Raw genomic sequence first — 20,180 nt, 5'->3', positions numbered from 1 at the left:
ATGCTGAAGATTACCATGGCGGACGGGGTTGTGGAGCAGCAGCTCATCGACGACCTGAAAACCCGCAGCCGAGAGACGGTTCCCGAAATCATGGAGACCGTCAACGAAATCCTCAAGGAAGTCAAAGAACGCGGTGACGAAGCCGTGAAGGAATATACCGTCAAGTTTGACGGCCGGGCACCCGAACACCTGGAAATCCCCAACTCCGTCCTGGAGGACGCGGTGGGCGAGTGCGACGGGGAGTTTGTGGAAGCCTTGTACCGGGCGGCGGAGAACATCGAGGATTTCCATACCCGTCAAAAGCAGCAAAGCTGGCTAGAGACAAAGCCGGACGGCGTGATTTTGGGCCAGCGCATCCGCGGCCTTTCCCGAGTGGGCATCTATGTGCCCGGTGGGACGGCTGCATATCCTTCCTCGGTGCTGATGAACGCCATTCCCGCCCGCATCGCCGGGGTGGAGGAGATCATCATGGTCACCCCGCCCGGCAAGGACGGCCGCCCAAACCCCGACATTCTGGCTGCCGCGGCCATCGCGGGGGTGGACCGGGTATTCCTGGTGGGCGGCGCCCAGGCGGTAGCAGCCCTGGCCTATGGAACCGAGAAAATCCCGAAGGTGGACAAAATCGTCGGTCCGGGGAACATCTTTGTGGCCACCGCAAAGCGTCTGTTATACGGCGTGGTGGATATCGACATGGTGGCCGGGCCCAGCGAAATTCTGGTGGTAGCGGACGATTCCGCCAATCCCCAATTTGTAGCGGCCGACCTGATGAGCCAGGCGGAACACGACGTGATGGCGTCGGCCATTCTGCTGACCACCTCAAAACGGATTGCCGAAGAGACGGTGAAGGAAATCGAGAAGCAGATCCAAACCCTGTCGCGGAAAGAAATCATCGAAAAGTCCCTGACCGACTACGGCGCTATTTTGGTGTGCCACGATTTGGACGAAGCGGTGGACTTCGCCAACGACCTGGCCCCCGAGCATCTGGAATTCTGCGTGGAGAACCCTATGGAGTACATCGGGCGTTTGGATAACGCGGGCTCGGTCTTCCTCGGAAATTACAGCCCTGAGCCGCTGGGCGATTATTACGCCGGTCCCAACCATGTGCTGCCCACTTCCGGTACGGCCCGGTTCTTTTCCCCCTTGTCGGTGGACAGCTTTGTGAAAAAATCCAGCTTCATCTATTATACGGAAAAGGCGCTTCGGGACGCGAAGGACAACATTACCGCCATCGCACAGGCCGAGGGGCTGACCGCCCACGCCAATTCCATTGAGGTGCGGTTTTAAATCTGAAAAGAAGGGGCGGTGTGTCCGTTGTCCTATTCCTTGCATGAAAAGCTCAAAGGGCTGACCCCCTATGAGCCGGTGGCCGGGACCTTTTCGGTCCGCCTGGACGCCAACGAATCCTATCTGAACTTTCCCGACTGGCTTCGTATGGAGCTTTATGAGATCATCAGTACCTTTGATTTTCACCGATACCCGGATGTGACCGCCAAAACGGTGCGGGAACGGTACGCCTCCTATTACGGAATTGATCCGGACCTTCTGACCGCGGGCAACGGTTCGGATGAACTGATTATGCTCATCGTGTCCGCCCTCTTGGGCAAGGGAGAGCGGGTCATGGTGATCGCACCTGACTTTTCCATGTACGGCTTTTACAGCCGCATTTGTGAAAATCCAGTGCTGGTCCTGCCGAAGGGAGAGGACCTGACCATCGATGTGGACGAGGTGATCCGAAAGGCGAAGGAAGAAAGGGTGCGGGCCGTTTTCTTCTCGAACCCCTGCAACCCGACCGGCCAAGGGCTTAAACGAGAGGATGTTCGCCGGCTTATCCGCTCGGTGGAAGCACTTGTGGTGTTGGACGAAGCTTATATGGACTTTTGGGATCAATCCCTTTTGTCTGAGGTCTGCGATTATGAGAACCTGATCATCCTGCGCACCTGCTCGAAGGCTTTTGGCATGGCCGCCCTGCGCCTGGGCTTTGCCGTGGCAAATCCCGTGATTACCAACGCTCTGCGGGCAGTCAAGTCCCCCTATAACGTCAATGCCTTAACCCAGGAAATCGCGGCGGCGGTCCTCAAATATCCGGACTATATCCGCGCATGCATCCGCCAGATTCTGCAGTCCCGCGACCGGCTTCAGGAAAAGCTCACCGAACTCTTTGCAGGAAAGCCGGACACCCGGGTTTACCCCACCTGCACGAATTTTGTGCTGATAAAAACGCCGCTCTCCCGTTTGCTCTTTGAAGCGCTTGGGAAAAAGGGCGTGGCCGTTCGGGAGCTAAACGGCTGCCTGCGGATTTCCGCCGGCAGCGAAGCGGAGAATGAAGCGGTGCTCACGGCACTTTCCGACTGCTTAAAGGAAGGGGACAAAACTATATGAGAACCGGAGAAGTAAAACGCCGCACCAGGGAAACCCAGATCTCGGTGGAGGTGAATCTGGACGGCGGAAATTCCTCTATTGTCACCGGCATCGGATTTTTTGACCATATGTTAAACGCCCTTGCCACCCACGGCAGCTTTGGCCTTAAGGTCAACGCAGTGGGCGACCTGGAGGTGGACTGCCACCACACGGTGGAGGATACCGGCATTGTGCTGGGCCAGGCGTTTGCCAAAGCTTTGGGGGACAAGTCCGGCATCGCCCGGTATGGAAGCTTCTTTGTGCCCATGGACGAGGCGTTGGCCTTTGCGTCGGTGGATGTGAGCGGCCGGCCCTTTTTGGTGTTTGACGGGAACTTTCCGGAAGAACAGGTGGGCGGGTTCGACACCTGCATGTGCAAAGAATTTTTCCGCGCTTTCGCCTTTGCCGCCGGGCTTACCCTGCATGTAAAGGTGCTCTACGGAGAAAATTCCCATCATATGATCGAGGCGGCGTTTAAAGCGGCCGCCCATGCCCTGAAAGTAGCCTGTGCGGTGACAGACGGAAAAACCGCCCTGTCCACCAAGGGCTCGCTTGACTGATAAGGAGGCGGCAAGATGCTGATTTTTCCGGCGATTGATATCCACAACCAAACCTGCGTGCGGCTTTATAAAGGCGATTTCGCCACTGCCCAGAAGGTGGCGGAGGATCCGCTCGAAACGGCAAATTCCTTCCGGGAGGCGGGTGCCCAGTGGCTTCATATGGTGGATCTGGATGGGGCGAAGAACGGCAGCCCCCAAAACCGGGAGATTTTCGTCACCGTAGCCAAGAAAAGCGGCCTTAAACTGGAGCTGGGCGGCGGCATCCGGGACATGCAGACGGTTTCTTATTACTTGGAACAGGGTGTTTCCCGGATCATCTTAGGTTCGGCTGCGGTCAAAAATCCTTCCTTTGTCAAGGAAGCAGTGAAGGAATACGGGGAACGCGTCGCGGTGGGAATCGACGCGAAGAACGGCATGGTGGCGGCGGAAGGATGGCTTTCCACTTCGGACGTGCACTTTTTGGATCTCGCCAAGCAGATGGAGGCCATCGGCGTTACCTGCCTGATCTTTACCGATATTTCCAAGGACGGAACCCTGTCCGGCCCGAATCTCGAGCAGCTCGCTGCCATCAATGAAGCGGTGTCCTGCGATGTGATTGCAAGCGGCGGGGTAACGAACCTGTCCGACATCAAGGCGCTCAAAGAGCTGGGGCTATACGGCGCCATTTGCGGCAAGTCGATCTACCAGGGCACTCTTTCTTTGAAGGAAGCCATTCTTGAGGCGAGCCGGTAAAAGGAGAAAGCATGATGCAATTGGAGAAGTATTTCGTAAAAGGGGAGCTGATCCCGGCAATCGTCCAGGAAAAGGGGACAAAAGAGGTTCTGATGCTCGCGTATATGAACCGGGAATCCCTGCAAAAGACGCTGGAAACTGGGTATACCTGGTTTTACAGCCGCTCGAGGCAGGAGCTTTGGAACAAGGGCGCCACCTCCGGCCATCTGCAAAAGGTGGTTTCCATTTCCGGGGACTGCGACGACGACACCCTGCTTGTGATCGTGGAGCAGACGGGTCCCGCCTGCCATACCGGTTCCCATTCCTGCTTCTTTAAGAAGATCAAGGACTTTGCAGAATAAAAGCGCCGGGTGTTTTGCCGGAGCAGCTTGGAATACATAGTAGGAGGAACAAACGATGAGCGACGTGATAAAGGGCCTTTACGAGGTCATCGAAAACCGCAAGGAAAATCCTCAGGAGGGGTCTTATACCTGTTACCTGTTCGAAAAAGGAACGGATAAGATTCTAAAAAAGGTAGGGGAGGAAGCTGCGGAGGTCATCATTGCGGCGAAGAACGGAGAAAAGGTAGACACGGTCAACGAAATCTGCGATCTTACCTATCATGTGCTTGTTTTGATGGCCCAGGAAGGGATTTCGGTGGAGGATGTGTCGGCGGTGCTGGAAGAACGGCGTAAAAAGATTGGAAATTTAAAAAAATTTCATAAAACGGACCGGAATTCGTAGTAGAATAGAGACATGTCAGAAACATCGAGGGTGTTTCAAGTGAGAAAGGACGTGCTCTATTTGAATAAAAGCATTCCAAGGCAGGGCGCTCAGCTGATGCTTAGTTGTCTCCTGGCTTCTTTTTTCGCTCTGCTCTGTTGGGTTCTGGCACTGACCGCAGAGGGAACCGCATTTGTCGTGCTGACTCAAATCCTGCTGATTCTCGTTTATTTCGGCTCTCTTTACGGGACCATCTGGCAGATGGGGCATGAAGACCAGATTCTTGTGGACATCAACCAAATGAAATACGACAAGTTCCGCGGCGTTAAGATCGGCCTGTTTGCGCTGATTCCTTATGCAATCTTTGCGGTAATGCTGGTGCTTGGGAAGGTAATGGATATCCCATTTCTCGCAGTGGCCTACCGGGTGCTCAATCCTCAGTACCTGCATATCTTTAACGCCTTGATGGCGCCGGGTATGTCGGCGGATCCGTCTTCCATGTTCCTGTCCATTGTCAACGTGTCTTATCTTTCTATTCTGGCAGTGGTTGCCCTCAACCTGTTTCTTCCCATCTACGCAGGCGTGGTTTACAATATGGGATACCGGAAGGTTTCCGTTCTTCATTCCATCGTCTACAAAAAAACAAAAACCAAGTCCTCCAAATGATTTTTTACACCCCTGCGCATATACATGTGTGGGGGTGATCTTTTTTGCTGACAAAAAAACGAATTTGCATTCTCATCAGCTGCCTGGCGCTGGTGTTTGTCTCCATGGTATATGTCTCCAGTGACATACTGCTGGCCGAACCCACGGCAGCGGGCCCGGTGGTCAGCGGCAAGGTAATTGTGCTGGATGCGGGTCATGGAGGAATGGACGGGGGTGCGGTAGGGAAAAGCGGCATTCTGGAAAAGGACCTGAACCTAGCGATTACCCTAAAGCTGCGGGACGCTCTGCGGGCGATGGGCTACCGGGTGGTTTTAACAAGGGACAGCGACATTTCCTTACACGATCCAAAACTTTCCACCGTCCGCTCCCAGAAGGTGGCCGATATGCATGCGCGCCTGGCGATTATCGAACAATATCCTCAGGGGATCTTTTTAAGCATCCACCAAAATAAATTTGAGCAGTCCCAATACCATGGCACCCAGGTTTTCTATTCAAAGAACCACGCCGACAGCGAGCTCATCGCAAAATCAGTGCAAAGCGCGGTGGTGGAGATGCTCCAACCGGACAACAACCGGGTGGCAAAGCCGCTGGGAAGCGAATCTTACCTTTTGAGCAAGGCGAAGATCCCGGCGGTCATCGTCGAGTGCGGCTTTTTGTCGAACCCTGAGGAGGAAGCCAAGCTGCAAGACGAGGACTATCAAAACCAACTTACCATGAGCATCCTTTGCGGGCTTTTAAACAGCGGATGCTTTTGACGGGTATCTTTCAGGAGGAAGTAGAAAATGGCAAAGTCCAAATCCATCTATGTATGCAGCGAATGCGGCTATGAGTCGGCCAAATGGTATGGGAAATGTCCCGGTTGCGGGGAATGGAACACCATGAACGAAGAAGTCCCCGTCGTAGCTTCGGCAGGGACGGCGTCCCGCAGCAGAGGCATTTCCAGGGCGGTGGCGGTAAAAGACGTGGTATTCGAGGATGAACAGCGCTACCACACCGGCCTTGGGGAACTGGACCGGGTGCTAGGCGGCGGCATCGTCAAAGGGTCCATCGTCCTTTTGGGAGGCGACCCCGGCATCGGCAAATCCACCATTCTTTTGCAGGTGTGTCAGTTTATCGGCGAAACCTGCACGATCCTTTATGTATCGGGTGAAGAATCGGTCAGGCAGATTAAACTGCGGGCGGACCGGCTTGGGGTGACAAGCGAAAACCTGCTGCTGCTTTCGGAAACCCATCTGGAAAACGTTTTGGAACAAATAAACGCCATCCGGCCGGATATTGTGATTGTCGACTCCATCCAGACCATGAACTCGGAACTAACCCAGTCCTCTCCCGGCAGCATCACCCAGGTGCGCGAATGCACCAACGCCCTGATGCATACCGCCAAGGACATGGAAATTCCCATTCTCCTGGTGGGCCACGTCAATAAAGACGGGGCCATTGCCGGGCCAAAGGTGCTCGAGCACATTGTGGACGCAGTGCTTTTCTTTGAAGGGGACCGCAACATGTCCTACCGGATTTTGCGGGCGGTCAAAAACCGCTACGGCTCCACCAATGAAATCGGGGTCTTTGAAATGCGGGACACGGGTCTATGTGAGGTACCGAACCCATCCATGATGCTGCTCTCAGGCCGGCCGAAAAACGTATCCGGTTCCTGCGTCGCCTGTATTATGGAAGGAACCCGGCCCATTTTAGCCGAGGTGCAGGGCCTGGTGACCCCCACTTGCTTTGGCAACCCCCGCCGGATGTCCACCGGGTTTGATTATAACCGGATGTCCTTGCTGCTGGCGGTGCTGGAAAAACGGGCGGGGTACTTTTTCAGCAACCAGGACGCGTTTTTAAACGTCATCGGCGGCCTGCGGCTGGATGAACCGGCAGCCGACCTGACGGTGTCGCTGGCACTGGTGAGCAGTTTAAAGGACGTGCCGGTGAGTCAAAGCGTCATCGCCTTTGGAGAAGTGGGGCTAGCCGGGGAAATCCGGGCAGTCAGCCATGCCATGGAACGGGTCAAGGAAGCGGCGAGACTGGGCTTTCAGCGGATTATTCTACCCCAGCATAATATGAAGGCGCTTATGGGCCTCTCCCTTGCGGGGGTGGAGCTTATTCCTGTGCGCAATGTTCGGGAGGCGTTTGAGGCAAGTCTTGGCTGACGCCGGGATTTCGCTGAATGTAATGGGCGCAGCCATGTTCCTGCACACTGTTGACCGTGGTGGGATGTTCCAGCTGGCAGTAGCCATCTGACTGGTACTGGCAGTCGGCACTGCAGGGAATGAGGCACATGCTCGTCACCTTCCTTTTCCATGCGCTCTTTTTCCTATAGGATTCCTTTCTTTCCCGGAAATATGCGAAAGGTCCGATTACTAAGAATTGACTTGCTTTTTTAGAAAAAGACGGACATAAAACCGCCTTTCCTTCAAAGAATAAAGCCAGACAGCCGAACGCGCGCCGTCTTGGCTTTATTTTTTCCATTACATACCGTCATTTCCATTGGAAAAGGCGGTTTTGTGGGATAAGGAGAGGGTTATTGGATGAAAAAGTATGTGATTCTGTTGATTTCCACCGCGTTGGTGATTGCCTGTGTCTTTACGGGTGCGAACCTGTTTGCGCCGCCTGTAACCGAGGTAACCATCTATACCGCTCAGGTCAGCGAAGTGGAGAATACCGTCAAGTGCTCCGGAAAAATCGAGGAAACCAATAAAAAAGACGTAGTTTTGGACACGCCGGTGGTGGCATCGGAAGTAAAGGTGGCCGTGGGGGACACGGTTACCGAAGGCCAGCCGCTTTTTTATGTGGACCAGCAGGCAACCTTTACCTTGCTTTCCTACAGCAGTTCCATGGGCCTGTCCCAGGAGGTGCTGGGAAGCCTGGGGACATCCAGTTCCTCTGTTCCTTCTTCCTCCAAGCAACAGAGCTCCACGGTCGAGAGCGTGGATGACATTCCCGGTGTGGTCAAGGCCCCCATTTCCGGCACCGTCACCAGCCTGAGCGTCTCCCAAAGCGGGCTGACCACGCCGGGCACCGCCGTAGTCACCATCTCCGACCTGGAGAGCTTGCAGGTAAAGGTGTCCATCAACGAATCCAAAATCGGGGACGTGGCCGTGGGCCAGCCGGTTTCCATTACCGGGACAGCCTTTAAAGACCATACGTACACCGGTACCATCCAGAAAATCTTTCCTTCCGCCCGGCAGCAGCTAAGCGGCGCTGCGTATGAAACGGTGGTGGACGCCATTGTATCCATCGACGGGGCGGACGAACATCTAAAGCCCAACTACAATGTGGAAGCGAGCATCACCACCTCACAGCTCAGCCAGTCCATCCTGGTGCCCTATGAAGCGGTGCGTCAGGACGAGGAGGGCAACGAATACGTGTATATCTACTCCATGGCCCAAGCCCATCGGGTGGACGTGACCACCGGGCGGGAGCTGACCGATGGGGTGGAGATCACCAGTGGACTCAAGGCGGGGGACAAAATCATTTTAAACCCGGACGACATCACCGGCCATGGAGTGCGGGTAAAGCTTGCGAATGGGGTGGATGCGGATGCTTGAAATGCTCAAAATCGCAGTGCGTAACCTGACCCGCAAAAGCATGCGAACCTGGCTTACCATTGTGAGCATCTCCATCGGAATTGCGTCAGTGGTGGTCATCGGCGCCATCGGCGACGCGGGCAAAGCAGCGGTCACCAGCGAGCTTGACAACATGGGTATTACCGGTTTGAGCGTTTCCACCGCTGCTTACGGAACCTCCACCTCTGTACACTTGCAGATGGACGAGCTCAACGCCATCCGGGAGCTGCCTTCGGTGGAAAACGCCATGCCCCTGATTATGTATTATACCGATTCCACCCTAAAAGGGGAGAAGTCCGATTCGTTGGTCTGGGGAATCGACTCAGGCGCCAAGCAGATCATTTCCCTGGAGCTGCTTCACGGCCGGCTGATCAACAAAAACGATGTGGAGGATACCGCTAAGGTCTGCCTTGTGGACCAAAACTATGCCCTGTCCACCTATGGGCGGGAAAACATCGTGGGCAAAACCATGCAGATTCTCATGAACGGCAATGAGGAAACCTATGAAATCGTCGGCATCGTCAGTGCCGGCAGCAGCATCATGCAAAACGTCATCGGCAACTATGTGCCCTCCATCGTGTACGTGCCCTATACTTCCTTGCAGGAATACGCGGTCATCAATAAGTTTGACCAGATCGCCGTCAAGGTAAACCCCGGCAGCAACGTGGAGGATGCCCAGAGCAGCATCATTTCCGCCCTCGACCAGGTAAGCGGCACCACCGGCGCCTTCCATGCGGAAAACCTGGCTAAGCAGCGGGATCAGCTCATGTCCATGCTGGATATCATCACCCTGGTTCTTTCCCTCATCGGCGGCATCTCCCTGATTGTGGCAGGGCTTGGGATTATGACCATCATGCTGGTGTCCGTCACCGAACGGACCAGAGAAATCGGCATCAAGAAAGCCATCGGCGCCAAAAACCATAAGATCATGGTGGAGTTTCTCTTAGAAGCGGTGTTCATAACCGCCATTGGCAGTCTCTTAGGGGCGCTGGTGGGCTTGGGGATTTCCATGCTGGGGCTTATGGCGGTAGGTATGTCCGCCGCCATTCAGTGGCCCACCATTCTAAACGCCATCGGCGTCTCCATGCTCATTGGTGTTTTCTTCGGCGTTTACCCGGCCTACAAGGCCTCCAAGCTTCGCCCGGTGGAAGCGCTGCGCATCGAATAGATAAGGACCCCCTTGACTTTCCAAAAAAACAGTGCTAAGATGATCAAAACAAGAGTAACCGTGTCGACGGAGGAAGCCCAATGCCCTGCGCCATTTTGTGCGCACCGCAAGCAGAGAGAACGCACCACCGGCTGAGAGTGTGTTCGGCGGCAAAAAAAGAGCATTGCTTCGGATACCGCCTCCCGAGCCGCGCGCAGGAAATGGCGCGCCGTGTGGATTGCCCGCGTTAAGGGCTCGTCTGAGAAGACGGAGAAGGCGGTTTTGCCAGCTTCGCCGAATCAGGGTGGAACCGTGTGGTCGTTTGCCTCGCCCCTGTTAACAGGGACGGGGCTTTTTATTTTACGTGAGGAGATGTTTTGATGATCCAGATTACTCTGAAAGATGGCTCTGTTAAGGAAGCCGAGGCCGGCATTTCGGCGGCTCAGTTCGCCAAATCCATCGGCATGGGGCTTTACAAGGCTGCCTGTGCGGCCCGTGTCAACGGCAAAGCCGTGGACCTGCGCACCCCTTTGACCGAGGACTGCCAAGTGGAAATTCTCACCTTTGACGATCCGGACGGACGCTGGGCGTTTCGGCATACGGCGTCTCACATTCTGGCCCAGGCTGTCAAGCGCCTTTATCCGAAGGTAAAGCTGGCCATCGGTCCGGCTATTGACAACGGATTTTACTACGATTTCGATACCGATACGCCCTTTACGCCCGAAGATCTTACAAAGATCGAAGGGGAAATGAAGAAGATCGTCAAGGAAAACCTGGCCTTAGAGCGCATCGAGGTTTCGCCCGAGGAAGCGAAAAAGCTCTTTGAAGAGGCGGGCGAGAACTATAAGGTGGAGCTGGTGGAGGAGCACTCCGGCAAAGGCGAGCGCATCACCCTGTACCGCCAGGGCGAGTTTGTGGACCTGTGCGCCGGGCCGCATCTGATGTCTACCGGCGTGGTAAAGGCCTTTAAACTTACACAGTGCACCGGTGCCTATTGGCGGGGCGACGCCACCAGCAAGCAGCTGGCCCGGGTCTACGGCACGGCGTTTCCGAAGAATGCCCAGCTGGAAGAATACCTGACGGCGGTGGAAGAAGCGAAAAAGCGGGACCATAACAAAATCGGCCGGGAGCTCGAGTATTTCACCACCTCCGACCTCATTGGCCAGGGCCTGCCCATCCTGCTTCCAAAGGGCGCCAGAGTCATTCAGACCTTGCAGCGCTTCGTGGAGGACGAGGAGCAAAAGCGCGGCTGGCTGCTGACCAAGACCCCCTACATGGCCAAGAGCGATCTGTATAAGCTCTCCGGCCACTGGGATCATTACATGGACGGCATGTTCGTGCTGGGCGACCCGGAGAAGGACGACGAAGTGTTCGCCCTGCGTCCCATGACCTGTCCTTTCCAGTACCAGGCGTACTTAAACCGCAGCCGGTCTTACCGGGACCTGCCTTTGCGGTACAACGAAACCTCCACGCTGTTCCGCAACGAAGCCAGCGGCGAGATGCACGGCCTGATCCGGGTACGGCAGTTTACCATTTCGGAAGGCCACCTGATGTGCACCCCGGAACAGCTGGAAGGCGAGTTCAAGGGCTGTTTGGAGCTTGCCATCTACATGCTCAAGACCCTTGGCCTATACGAGGATGTGTCCTACCGGTTCTCCCAGTGGGACCCGGATGACCGGGAAAAATACATCGGCACTCCTGAGCAGTGGGATGAGGCCCAGGGCGCGATGAAGAAAATCCTCGATCACCTGGAAATTCCTTATGTCATTGGAGTGGGCGAGGCCGCCTTCTATGGCCCGAAGCTGGATATTCAGATCAAGAACGTCCACGGCAAGGAGGATACCCTCATCACCATCCAGATTGACCAAATGCTGGCGGAGAAGTTCGGCATGGAGTATGTGGACCGGGATGGTGTGAAAAAGAACCCCTATATCATTCACCGTACCTCTATCGGCTGCTACGAACGCACCCTGGCTTTGCTTCTGGAAAAGTACGCGGGCGCCATGCCCATGTGGTTAAGCCCGGAACAGGTACGAGTGCTTCCCATCAGCGAACGCCTGTTCGATAAAGCCGCTGAAATCAACCAGAGGCTGAAAGATGCGGGTATCCGCGCTACCATGGACGAGCGCAATGAGAAAATCGGTTACAAAATTCGGGAAGCGCAGATGGAAAAGATCCCGTATATGCTGATTATCGGCGACAAGGAAGTGGAGGCGGGAACTGTATCGGTACGCTCCCGCAAGGATGGGGACAAGGGTTCTATGACGGTAGAGGAATTTATCGACGGGGCGCTGGAAGAAATCAAAACCCGGGCAAGATAAGTATCGTATGGTTCTAGATTCGTCATTTTGGCAAGGAGGATGTCCATGAAGCTGGTGGTGTTGGAAGGAGTTCCGCTGAACACGGGGGACTTGAGCTGGGATGCCCTGTCCGCCTTGGGGGAACTGACGGTATACGACCGCACGGCCCCAGAGCAGATTATCGAGCGTGCGAAGGACGCGCAGGCGCTGTTCGTCAATAAGAGCATCCTGACCCGGGACATTTTGTACGCTCTCCCAAATCTCAGATACATCGGTTTGTTCTCCACCGGCTTTAACGTGGTGGACCTGTCCGCCGCCAAGGAGCTGGGCCTGGTTGTTACCAATATCCCCGCCTACAGCACCTATGCGGTGACCCAGATGGTGTTTGCCCTGCTTTTGGAGCTTACAAATCAGGTAAGCCGGCACAGTGAAGCGGTCCGTGCGGGCGCTTGGTGCGCTTCAAAGGACTTTTGTTTCTGGCTGACACCGCTGACTGAGCTTACCGGTAAAACCATGGGTATCATCGGTATGGGGCAGACCGGGCAACAGACCGCCCGGGTGGCTCTTGCCATGGGGATGCAGGTGGTGGCCTACTCGCCCCGGAAAAAGGAACTGGATTTTTCCGGAGTGCGCTGGGCTGACCGGGACACAGTACTGAAGGAGGCGGATGTGCTCTGCCTGCATTGCCCTCTCAATGAGGAAACAAAAGGCCTCATTAACCGGGATACCCTGGCTTTGATGAAAGAGGGCTCCTATCTCATCAATACCTCCCGGGGTCCAGTGGTCAATGAGGAGGACCTGGCCGAAGCTCTCAACTCTGGACACCTGGCCGGCGCCGGCGTGGACGTGCTGCGAAAGGAACCGCCAAAGCCGGACAATCCGCTTTTTCTTGCTAAAAACTGCGTCATTACCCCACACATTGCCTGGGCCGCCCATGAAACCCGCGCCCGGCTTTATCAGGTTGCCATAGAGAATTTTAAGGCCTATTTAAACGGCAATCCGGTCAATAATGTGGTGAAATAGGGAAGAGGGGGAGAGATCCCCAACGATAGCAAACAAAAAACACGCACAGAACCTTCTGTGCGTGTTTTTTGTTTGCTATCGGAACCAGAACACATGTTCTTTCAGCCAATTTTTCTGTCGTTGGGGCAGCTGGCCGGCGCAATCCTCCGCAAAGTTGCAGAGAAAAAGCCGGTCGGCAGGGGCAAGAAAAGGGCGCAACCGGTTTCGAAGGCCAAGCGCCGTCATACCAAATGGCATCAGGATACAGCCGTCGAACAGCTCCAATTCCTCTCCCTTTGCAAGGGAATGAATCTCATCAAAAAAAGCTTGGTAGGCTTCCTGGGCCTTGGTAAACCGATAGGCGATCAGCGTAGTCATGCAGTCAACTCCTTTTTCTTAGTGTGCGAAAAAGGAGGGAAGACATGCACACACATTCGTATTCGGCCGCATACACTGGTGCGAAGGGATGCTTGTCTTATATGATTACGGATTTTGTCCGTTTGGAATTGCTGGCGTTGATTCCTGTATGGTATCTGCTGGGAGTCTGGCTGCAAAAGCAGGAGGTCTATCCGAATGCCGTTATTTTTCTGAATAGAATGGTATCTTAAAACGGACGGCGAAAAGCCGTCCGTTTCTTTTGTTTGGTTTTGTATGAGAACCGACCGCAGCGAACAAAATACTCTAGGAAAGAAAAAAAGAATGTGTTACAATGGGAAAAACGACGGTACGTCATTTTGGAGGTGGAAGTATGGAAAACTGGTCTGCGCTTGCCTTGGCGGCGGCTGGGACCGGCTTTACCTTTCTCATGACCGCGTTTGGCTCGGCCACCGTATTTTTATTTGGCGGCGGGATCGGGCGGAAAGCGGAACGGATTTTTCTGGGGTTCGCCGCCGGGGTCATGATTGCAGCGTCCATCTGGTCGCTGCTGATTCCAGCCGTAGAAATGGCAGAGGACCAGGGGCAGATCGGTTGGATTCCTGCCGCGGGCGGTTTTGTGCTTGGCGGATTGTTCCTTCTGGTTCTCGACCGGCTTTTACCACACCTGCATCCGGGTGAAAGTGAGCCGGAAGGAGTCCGCTCCTCCTTTAAGCGCACCACCATGCTGGTGTTCGCCGTCACTCTCCACAATATCCCGGAAGGCCTGGCGGTAGGCCTTGCCTGCGGTCTGGCGGCCCAAGGGGTGGACAGTGCGGTCACGGTTACCTCGGCGGCCGTGCTAGCTCTTGGTATGGGTCTGCAAAACTTCCCCGAAGGCGCGGCCATATCGCTGCCACTGAAAAAAGAGGGCCTCTCCAGTGTAAAATCTTTTGTATACGGAGCCCTGTCCGGGATTGTGGAACCGATTGCGGGTATCATCGGCGTGCTGCTGGTGGGAAGCGTCACTGGCATCATGCCATGGCTTCTGGCTTTTGCCGCAGGCGCGATGATTTACGTGGTGGTGGAAGAACTGATTCCGGAAGCCCATTTGGGAGAGCATTCGCATACCGGGACCGCCGGGGTGATGCTCGGCTTTCTCATTATGATGATTCTGGACGTAGCTTTGGGGTAAGGAAAGAGGCATGGCTCCGCCGATGATACAAGAACGGCGCATTTTGTTTAGTTGCCGTATCGGGTGATATGTTGGGAAAGGCCAGGGACAGGAGGGCGTTGCAAACGCCCGGAAATATACCTGGCTTTTCCCAGAGGTAATTATACAAAATAAATGTTTTGTATAATAGGTGAGGGCAAAAAGCCTCTTCATAGTCCTCCAAGGTTACTTCCTTAGTAGGAGGAAGATTCTTGGCAAGCCATAACATCTACGAGCAGGCGTCGGTACCCATCCGTAACTTTCTTGGATACTTGGAAACCACCCGCAACAAGTCACCGTCCACGGTGGAAGAATACTTTATGGATCTGCGCACCTTTTTCCGGTTTATCAAATGGCAGCGCGGTTTGGTGCCTAAGGATGCGGACTTTGAAACCATTCCGATTGATGATGTAGACATAGATTTGATCCGTTCAGTTACTCTGACCGATGCCTACGAATTTTTTCGGTACGCCCGTGTGGAACGTCACAATCAGGCGGCTGCCCGTGCCCGTAAGGTTTCCAGCCTCAAATCCTTTTTTCAGTATCTGACGGTGAAGGCCCCCGAATCCATGCGATTGGAAGAAAACCCGGTCAAGGAGCTGGACGTGCCCCATCAGCGAAAATCGCTGCCCAAATATCTGACGCTCGAGCAGTCTTTGGAGCTGCTTAACAGTGTAGACGGCGCTCATAAGGAACGGGATTACTGCATTTTGACATTGCTGTTAAACTGCGGCCTGCGCCTGTCTGAGTTAGTGGGATTAAATGGAAAAGACATTCGCACCGATCATACCATGCGTGTGGTAGGAAAAGGAAATAAGGAACGAACGGTATACCTAAACCAGGCATGCCTGGACGCGCTGGACCGATATTGGAAGGTACGTGCAGAGGAAATCAAAGTGATCGTGGACCGAGAGGCCTTGTTCCTCAGCAGCCGCGGAAAGCGGATCAGCCCGAAGACCGTACAGGCCATGGTGTACGCCAATCTCAAAAAAATCGGTTTGGACGGGCAAGGCTATTCGGTACATAAGCTGCGCCATACCGCCGCTACTTTGATGTACCAGCATGGTAATGTGGACATCCGAGCACTCAAGGAAATATTAGGTCATGAAAATCTGGCCACCACGGAAATTTATACCCATATTGTGGACGAACAGCTGCAAAAGGCAGTGGACGCAAATCCCTTGGCTCATGTAAAGCCGCGAAAAGAAAAAGAGCCGGAATGAAATCTCATTCCGGCTCTTTTTCTTTTTTAAAACAGGCCGACCACCCAGTTGATGATGCTGTCGGAAAAAATAACGACCGCGGTAATGATCGCCAGCAGTACCACTACAAACAAAACCTTTCCGATGGTTGCCCCAAGTCCTGTCTGCTTGGACGGTTCTTCCAGCTGGGTCTTTGGCGTATCCTGAAGCTCTTTTTCTTCTGGCATCCGTCTCCCCCTCTACGTCTTTTCTTTGTGTTATTATACCTGGATTGGGACCGGATTACAATCGACTGCTTTATATTTTTTTCATTTTCTGCAATTTCCTCTTGAAATATAGAGGAAAACCGTGTAGTATATAGGTAAAGGCAATGGCGCCTCCCGATTATAAGGGAGAACTGCGCCCTTTTTTTATGTCTATTCATATTCTAAGGAGGTTTTTCCAGTATGTCATATGTCAGTGAAGTCCTTGAGGAACTGATCCGTAAAAACCCGGGTGAGAAAGAGTTCCACCAGGCGGCGACCGAGGTTCTGACCACGTTGGAGCCGGTCATCGAGAAAAACCCGCAGTTTCAGAAGGCAGCGCTTTTGGAGCGCCTCGTGGAGCCGGAGCGCCAGCTGAAGTTCCGCGTGCCGTGGGTGGACGACAAGGGCAATGTCCAGGTGAACGTGGGCTACCGGGTAGAGTTCAACAGCGCCATCGGTCCCTATAAGGGCGGTCTGCGGTTCCATCCTTCGGTAAACATCGGTATCATCAAGTTCTTGGGCTTTGAGCAGATTTTCAAGAATTCCCTGACCGGCCTGCCCATCGGCGGCGGCAAAGGCGGTTCCGACTTTGATCCCAAGGGCAAGTCGGACAACGAAGTGATGGCCTTCTGCCAGAGCTTTATGACCGAACTCTACCGCCATATCGGCGCGGATACCGACGTACCCGCCGGCGACATTGGCGTAGGCGGCCGTGAGATCGGCTACCTGTACGGCCAGTATAAGCGCATTACCAACCGCTACGAAAGCGTTCTGACTGGCAAGGGCCTGACCTACGGCGGTTCTCTTGCCCGTAAGGAAGCGACCGGTTACGGCTTGGTTTACATCACCGCGGAAATGCTGCGGGCCCACAATGATACCCTCGCCGGCAAGAAGGTCGTCGTGTCCGGCTCGGGCAACGTGGCCATCTACGCCACCGAGAAAGCCCAGCAGCTGGGCGCGAAGGTGGTCGCCTTGTCTGACTCCAACGGCTGGATTTATGACGAGGAAGGCATCGATCTTGCTCTTGTCAAGGAAATCAAGGAAGTGCGCCGCGGCCGTATCAAGGAATACGTGCAGACCCGCACCAACGCGGAGTATCACGAGGGCAAGGGCATCTGGACTATTCCCTGTGACGTGGCTCTCCCCTGCGCGACCCAGAATGAACTGAACGGCGACGACGCCCGCACTCTGATTAAGAACGGCGTCCTTGCGGTTGCCGAAGGCGCCAACATGCCTTCCACCCTGGAAGCGACCGAGGAATTCCTCAAGAATAAGATTATGTACATTCCCGGCAAGGCGGCAAATGCCGGCGGCGTGGCCACCTCTGCGCTGGAAATGAGCCAGAATGCCCAGCGTCTGAGCTGGTCCTTTGAAGAAGTGGACCAGAAGCTCCAGGGCATCATGGTCAATATTTATCGCCAGATTTCCGAGGCGGCCGCCGCTTACGACGCGCCCGGTAATTTCGTACTCGGTGCCAACATTGCCGGCTTCCTGAAGGTTGCCAACGCGATGATGGATCAGGGTATTGTGTAAGGAAAAACGTTTCAGAAAAGCAGGCTTGCTCCGAAGGCAAGCCTGCTTTTTACTTTTGCTGTGTTGTTTTCCGCGCCAACTTCCGGTAAGATAGAAAAAGGAGGCGATCCATATGTACATTAAAAAAGCATTTGGTAAAGCTGCCGGTTCCATCGGGATCATCGGCGGGGCAGACGGCCCCACCGCCGTCTATCTGAGCAAAAAAGAGGAGGAAACGGATGCGTTTTTGCAATGGGCGGCAGAGAATACCACCGTGAACTTGCGCCCGTTTTCAAATCTGATCGCCTATCTCAAAGTAGAATACAATGCGGTGGAATGTTCTCTCTCCACCGGGCAGCTTCAGATGCTCAAAGTCAATGTTATCCTAAACCACTACCCTCATCTTTTAACTCTCCCCTCTCCCCTTTCCGCTCATCCCAGGCGCCGGGAGTTGCGGCGCTATCTCAAAGAGGATACCTCATTTGAACAGGCGCGGGAATATCCGGCGGAAAGGTTGGGCCTTTCCTTTCATGCTTACCGGGTTCCTGCCCAATCCATCCGGACAAAGCTTTTGTGCGACTGCCAGGAGGACGCGATGGTACTGATGGAGCTAACATCGGAGTATCTCTGTATGGAAAACGGCTGCGATGCGTTTCACCGGGACCTAGTGATATGGCGGGGTGTTTCCGAAGAGGATATTGCGAACAAAACCCCGCGGTTTTATGGCTATGCCTATGCCAAAAAGGAACGCGGGGATTGGTTGTAACGCGCTGTAAATTATCATTGCGGATATTTTTGATGTAGAAACAATCCCCTGGTCATAAAGCTGACCAGGGGATTGTTTTATTCACTTTGCAATACCGCGCCTTTGTCCGCAGAGGACACCATTCCGGCATACCGTTTGATATAGCCGGAAACCTCTCTAGGAGGCTTGACCTGCATATCTTTTCTGCGCTTTGCCATCTCCTCTTCGGAGATTTCAAGGTCGATGCGGTAATGGGGAATGTCGATGGAAACAAGGTCCCCTTCCTTGATGTAGGCAATGGGACCGCCGCGTGCGGCTTCCGGGGAAATGTGGCCGATGGCGGCGCCTCTGGTGGCGCCGGAGAAGCGCCCGTCGGTGATGAGAGCCACCTGCTTATCGAGTCCCATCCCTGCAATCGCTGAGGTGGGCGACAGCATCTCCCGCATCCCGGGACCGCCAGAGGGGCCTTCGTACCGGATGACCACCACGTCGCCCGCTGTAATCTTCCCTGCGTAAATAGCCGCGATGGCTTCCTCCTCGCTGTCAAATACCCGAGCAGGCCCCTTGTGGGTGAGCATCTCTTTGGCTACCGCGCTGCGTTTCACCACCGCTCCATTCGGCGCGATGGAGCCGAAGAGTACCGCAATTCCTCCCGTTTCGGAATAAGGCGTCTGAACCGGCCGGATCACATTTGGATCCAGAACCTTTGCGCCCTTTATGGCTTCGCCCATAGCCACCCCGTAAATGGTGTTCGCATCCAGTTCAAGCAGCCCCTTTTTATTGAGCTCGCTCATCACCGCGTACACCCCGCCGGCTTGGTACAGGTCCTGCATATGATGGTGTCCTGCCGGCGCCAGATGACAGAGGTTGGGCGTTTTTGCGCTGATTTCGTTTACCTTCTTGAGATCGAAGGGAACCCCCGCCTCGTTGGCGATGGCTGCCAGATGAAGCATGGAATTGGTGGAGCAGCCCAGCGCCATATCCACCGTAAAGGCATTGTAAAACGCCTTTTCGTTGAGAATGTCCAGGGCGGTGATGTTCTCCTTCACCAAGGAAAGGATCCGTTCGCCGGTTGCTTTTGCCTGGCGCAGCCGATGGGCATAAACGGCGGGAATGGTACCGTTGCCCGAAAGAGCGATGCCCAGCGCCTCACACAAGCAATTCATGGAATTGGCGGTGAACATGCCCGAACAGGAACCGCAGCCGGGACAAGCATTGTCCTCAAAATAAGAAAGCCGGTCCTCCTCCATGTTTCCTGCCATATAAGCGCCTACCGCTTCAAACACGCTGTTTAAGTCCATGGCCTTTCCTTCATCGGAGGTCAAGGAAAGCATAGGGCCTCCGGAGACAAAGATGGAGGGCAGGTTGAGGCGGGCCGCCGCCATCAGCATACCGGGGACGATTTTGTCGCAGCTGGGGATGAACACCAGGCCGTCAAAGCAGTGGGCCCGGGCCATACACTCCACGCTGTCGGCGATCAGCTCACGGGACGCCAGAGAATACTTCATCCCCGTATGGCCCATGGAAATACCATCGCACACGGCGATGGTGTTAAACTCCACCGGCGTGCCCCCCGCCGCCAGAATCCCATCCTTGACCGCACGGGAAATCTGCTGCAGATGGACATGCCCGGGTACGATCTCGTTAAAGGAATTGACCACGCCGATAAGCGGCTTTTTGATCTGGTTGTCGGTATAACCGATGGCTTTGAGAAGGGAGCGGTGCGGCGCGCGCTCGGGGCCCTTCTTGATTTGGTCGCTAATCATGGAAACTTCACTCCGTTTCGCCGCTTCGCACCGGCAGAGATTTCAGATAGAAAGAGCCCCAGGTTCGCGAAGAA

Annotated in this window: 21 protein-coding genes; 17 read left to right on the top strand and 4 right to left on the bottom strand. The window is 54.6% G+C overall.

Annotated elements, in window-relative coordinates; translation table 11 throughout:
• The 9 genes from hisD to radA are packed head-to-tail and all read left to right on the top strand — an operon-like array spanning position 1 to position 7,204.
• Positions 1-1,284, top strand: coding sequence for a histidinol dehydrogenase (gene hisD / locus WMO26_RS01325; protein WP_349217722.1), 1,284 nt, complete (start codon positions 1-3; stop codon positions 1,282-1,284).
• Between the two features lie 27 nt (positions 1,285-1,311).
• A complete protein-coding gene (hisC, locus tag WMO26_RS01320; RefSeq protein WP_349217721.1) occupies positions 1,312-2,379 on the top strand; it encodes a histidinol-phosphate transaminase in 1,068 nt (355 codons plus the stop codon).
• The gene (gene hisB, locus WMO26_RS01315; RefSeq protein WP_349217720.1) at positions 2,376-2,957 is read left to right on the top strand and encodes an imidazoleglycerol-phosphate dehydratase HisB; all 582 of its coding nucleotides are present in this window, start codon (positions 2,376-2,378) and stop codon (positions 2,955-2,957) included. The genes hisC and hisB overlap by 4 nt, the downstream gene beginning before the upstream one ends.
• A gap of 15 nt (positions 2,958-2,972) precedes the next feature.
• Positions 2,973-3,689: a 1-(5-phosphoribosyl)-5-[(5-phosphoribosylamino)methylideneamino]imidazole-4-carboxamide isomerase gene (hisA, locus tag WMO26_RS01310; protein ID WP_349217719.1), complete on the top strand. Its 717-nt coding sequence runs from the start codon at positions 2,973-2,975 to the stop codon at positions 3,687-3,689.
• 14 nt (positions 3,690-3,703) lie between these two features.
• Positions 3,704-4,030, top strand: coding sequence for a phosphoribosyl-AMP cyclohydrolase (gene hisI, locus WMO26_RS01305; RefSeq protein WP_349217887.1), 327 nt, complete (start codon positions 3,704-3,706; stop codon positions 4,028-4,030).
• Between the two features lie 55 nt (positions 4,031-4,085).
• Positions 4,086-4,412, top strand: coding sequence for a phosphoribosyl-ATP diphosphatase (gene hisE / locus WMO26_RS01300; RefSeq protein WP_349217718.1), 327 nt, complete (start codon positions 4,086-4,088; stop codon positions 4,410-4,412).
• A gap of 60 nt (positions 4,413-4,472) precedes the next feature.
• Positions 4,473-5,057: a hypothetical protein gene (locus tag WMO26_RS01295; RefSeq protein WP_349217717.1), complete on the top strand. Its 585-nt coding sequence runs from the start codon at positions 4,473-4,475 to the stop codon at positions 5,055-5,057.
• 44 nt (positions 5,058-5,101) lie between these two features.
• Positions 5,102-5,812, top strand: a complete 711-nt coding sequence (locus WMO26_RS01290) for an N-acetylmuramoyl-L-alanine amidase (RefSeq protein ID WP_349217716.1) — start codon at positions 5,102-5,104, stop codon at positions 5,810-5,812.
• 27 nt (positions 5,813-5,839) lie between these two features.
• Positions 5,840-7,204 (top strand): DNA repair protein RadA, encoded by a 1,365-nt coding sequence (gene radA / locus WMO26_RS01285; RefSeq protein WP_349217715.1) that lies wholly within the window; start codon positions 5,840-5,842, stop codon positions 7,202-7,204.
• On the opposite strand, the gene WMO26_RS01280 is transcribed toward radA, so the two are convergent.
• Positions 7,155-7,334 carry a hypothetical protein gene (locus WMO26_RS01280; RefSeq protein ID WP_349217714.1) on the bottom strand — a complete coding sequence of 60 codons (180 nt, stop codon included), beginning with the start codon at positions 7,332-7,334 and terminating at the stop codon, positions 7,155-7,157. The two genes, radA and WMO26_RS01280, sit on opposite strands and share 50 nt — an antisense overlap.
• A 248-nt stretch (positions 7,335-7,582) precedes the next feature.
• On the opposite strand from WMO26_RS01280, the gene WMO26_RS01275 reads away from it, so the two are divergent.
• The 4 genes from WMO26_RS01275 (at position 7,583) to WMO26_RS01260 (ending at position 13,090) form a co-directional block, all read left to right on the top strand.
• Positions 7,583-8,602, top strand: a complete 1,020-nt coding sequence (locus WMO26_RS01275) for an efflux RND transporter periplasmic adaptor subunit (RefSeq protein ID WP_349217713.1) — start codon at positions 7,583-7,585, stop codon at positions 8,600-8,602.
• 1 nt (position 8,603) lies between these two features.
• Positions 8,604-9,788, top strand: coding sequence for an ABC transporter permease (locus WMO26_RS01270; RefSeq protein WP_349217712.1), 1,185 nt, complete (start codon positions 8,604-8,606; stop codon positions 9,786-9,788).
• A 359-nt stretch (positions 9,789-10,147) separates the two neighbouring features.
• A complete protein-coding gene (gene thrS / locus WMO26_RS01265; RefSeq protein WP_349217711.1) occupies positions 10,148-12,088 on the top strand; it encodes a threonine--tRNA ligase in 1,941 nt (646 codons plus the stop codon).
• Positions 12,089-12,133: 45 nt separating this feature from the next.
• Positions 12,134-13,090 carry a D-2-hydroxyacid dehydrogenase gene (locus WMO26_RS01260; protein WP_349217710.1) on the top strand — a complete coding sequence of 319 codons (957 nt, stop codon included), beginning with the start codon at positions 12,134-12,136 and terminating at the stop codon, positions 13,088-13,090.
• A gap of 75 nt (positions 13,091-13,165) precedes the next feature.
• Here the strand turns inward: WMO26_RS01260 and WMO26_RS01255 are convergent, their stop codons facing one another.
• Positions 13,166-13,447, bottom strand: a complete 282-nt coding sequence (locus WMO26_RS01255) for a hypothetical protein (RefSeq protein WP_349217709.1) — start codon at positions 13,445-13,447, stop codon at positions 13,166-13,168.
• A gap of 370 nt (positions 13,448-13,817) precedes the next feature.
• On the opposite strand from WMO26_RS01255, the gene WMO26_RS01250 reads away from it, so the two are divergent.
• Positions 13,818-14,618, top strand: a complete 801-nt coding sequence (locus tag WMO26_RS01250) for a ZIP family metal transporter (protein ID WP_349217708.1) — start codon at positions 13,818-13,820, stop codon at positions 14,616-14,618.
• 230 nt (positions 14,619-14,848) lie between these two features.
• Positions 14,849-15,859 carry a tyrosine recombinase XerC gene (locus WMO26_RS01245; RefSeq protein ID WP_349217707.1) on the top strand — a complete coding sequence of 337 codons (1,011 nt, stop codon included), beginning with the start codon at positions 14,849-14,851 and terminating at the stop codon, positions 15,857-15,859.
• A 26-nt stretch (positions 15,860-15,885) separates the two neighbouring features.
• Here the strand turns inward: WMO26_RS01245 and WMO26_RS01240 are convergent, their stop codons facing one another.
• On the bottom strand, positions 15,886-16,065 hold the full coding sequence (locus WMO26_RS01240) for a hypothetical protein (RefSeq protein WP_349217706.1): 180 nt from the start codon (positions 16,063-16,065) through the stop codon (positions 15,886-15,888).
• A gap of 219 nt (positions 16,066-16,284) precedes the next feature.
• Here WMO26_RS01240 and gdhA point away from each other — a divergent pair, with 219 nt between their 5' ends.
• Positions 16,285-17,616: an NADP-specific glutamate dehydrogenase gene (gdhA, locus tag WMO26_RS01235; protein WP_349217705.1), complete on the top strand. Its 1,332-nt coding sequence runs from the start codon at positions 16,285-16,287 to the stop codon at positions 17,614-17,616.
• Positions 17,617-17,728: 112 nt separating this feature from the next.
• Positions 17,729-18,361, top strand: a complete 633-nt coding sequence (locus tag WMO26_RS01230; protein WP_349217704.1) for a hypothetical protein — start codon at positions 17,729-17,731, stop codon at positions 18,359-18,361.
• 77 nt (positions 18,362-18,438) lie between these two features.
• Here the strand turns inward: WMO26_RS01230 and ilvD are convergent, their stop codons facing one another.
• Entirely contained in the window at positions 18,439-20,106 is a 1,668-nt protein-coding gene (ilvD, locus tag WMO26_RS01225) for a dihydroxy-acid dehydratase (RefSeq protein ID WP_349217703.1), read from the bottom strand.
• Positions 20,107-20,180 lie beyond the last annotated feature (74 nt).

The organism is Solibaculum intestinale (assembly GCF_040096205.1).
GTDB lineage: Bacteria > Bacillota > Clostridia > Oscillospirales > Acutalibacteraceae > Solibaculum_A > Solibaculum_A intestinale.
The sequence above is the reverse complement of the archived record's forward strand: the minus strand, read 5'-3'. Positions and strand labels throughout refer to the sequence as shown.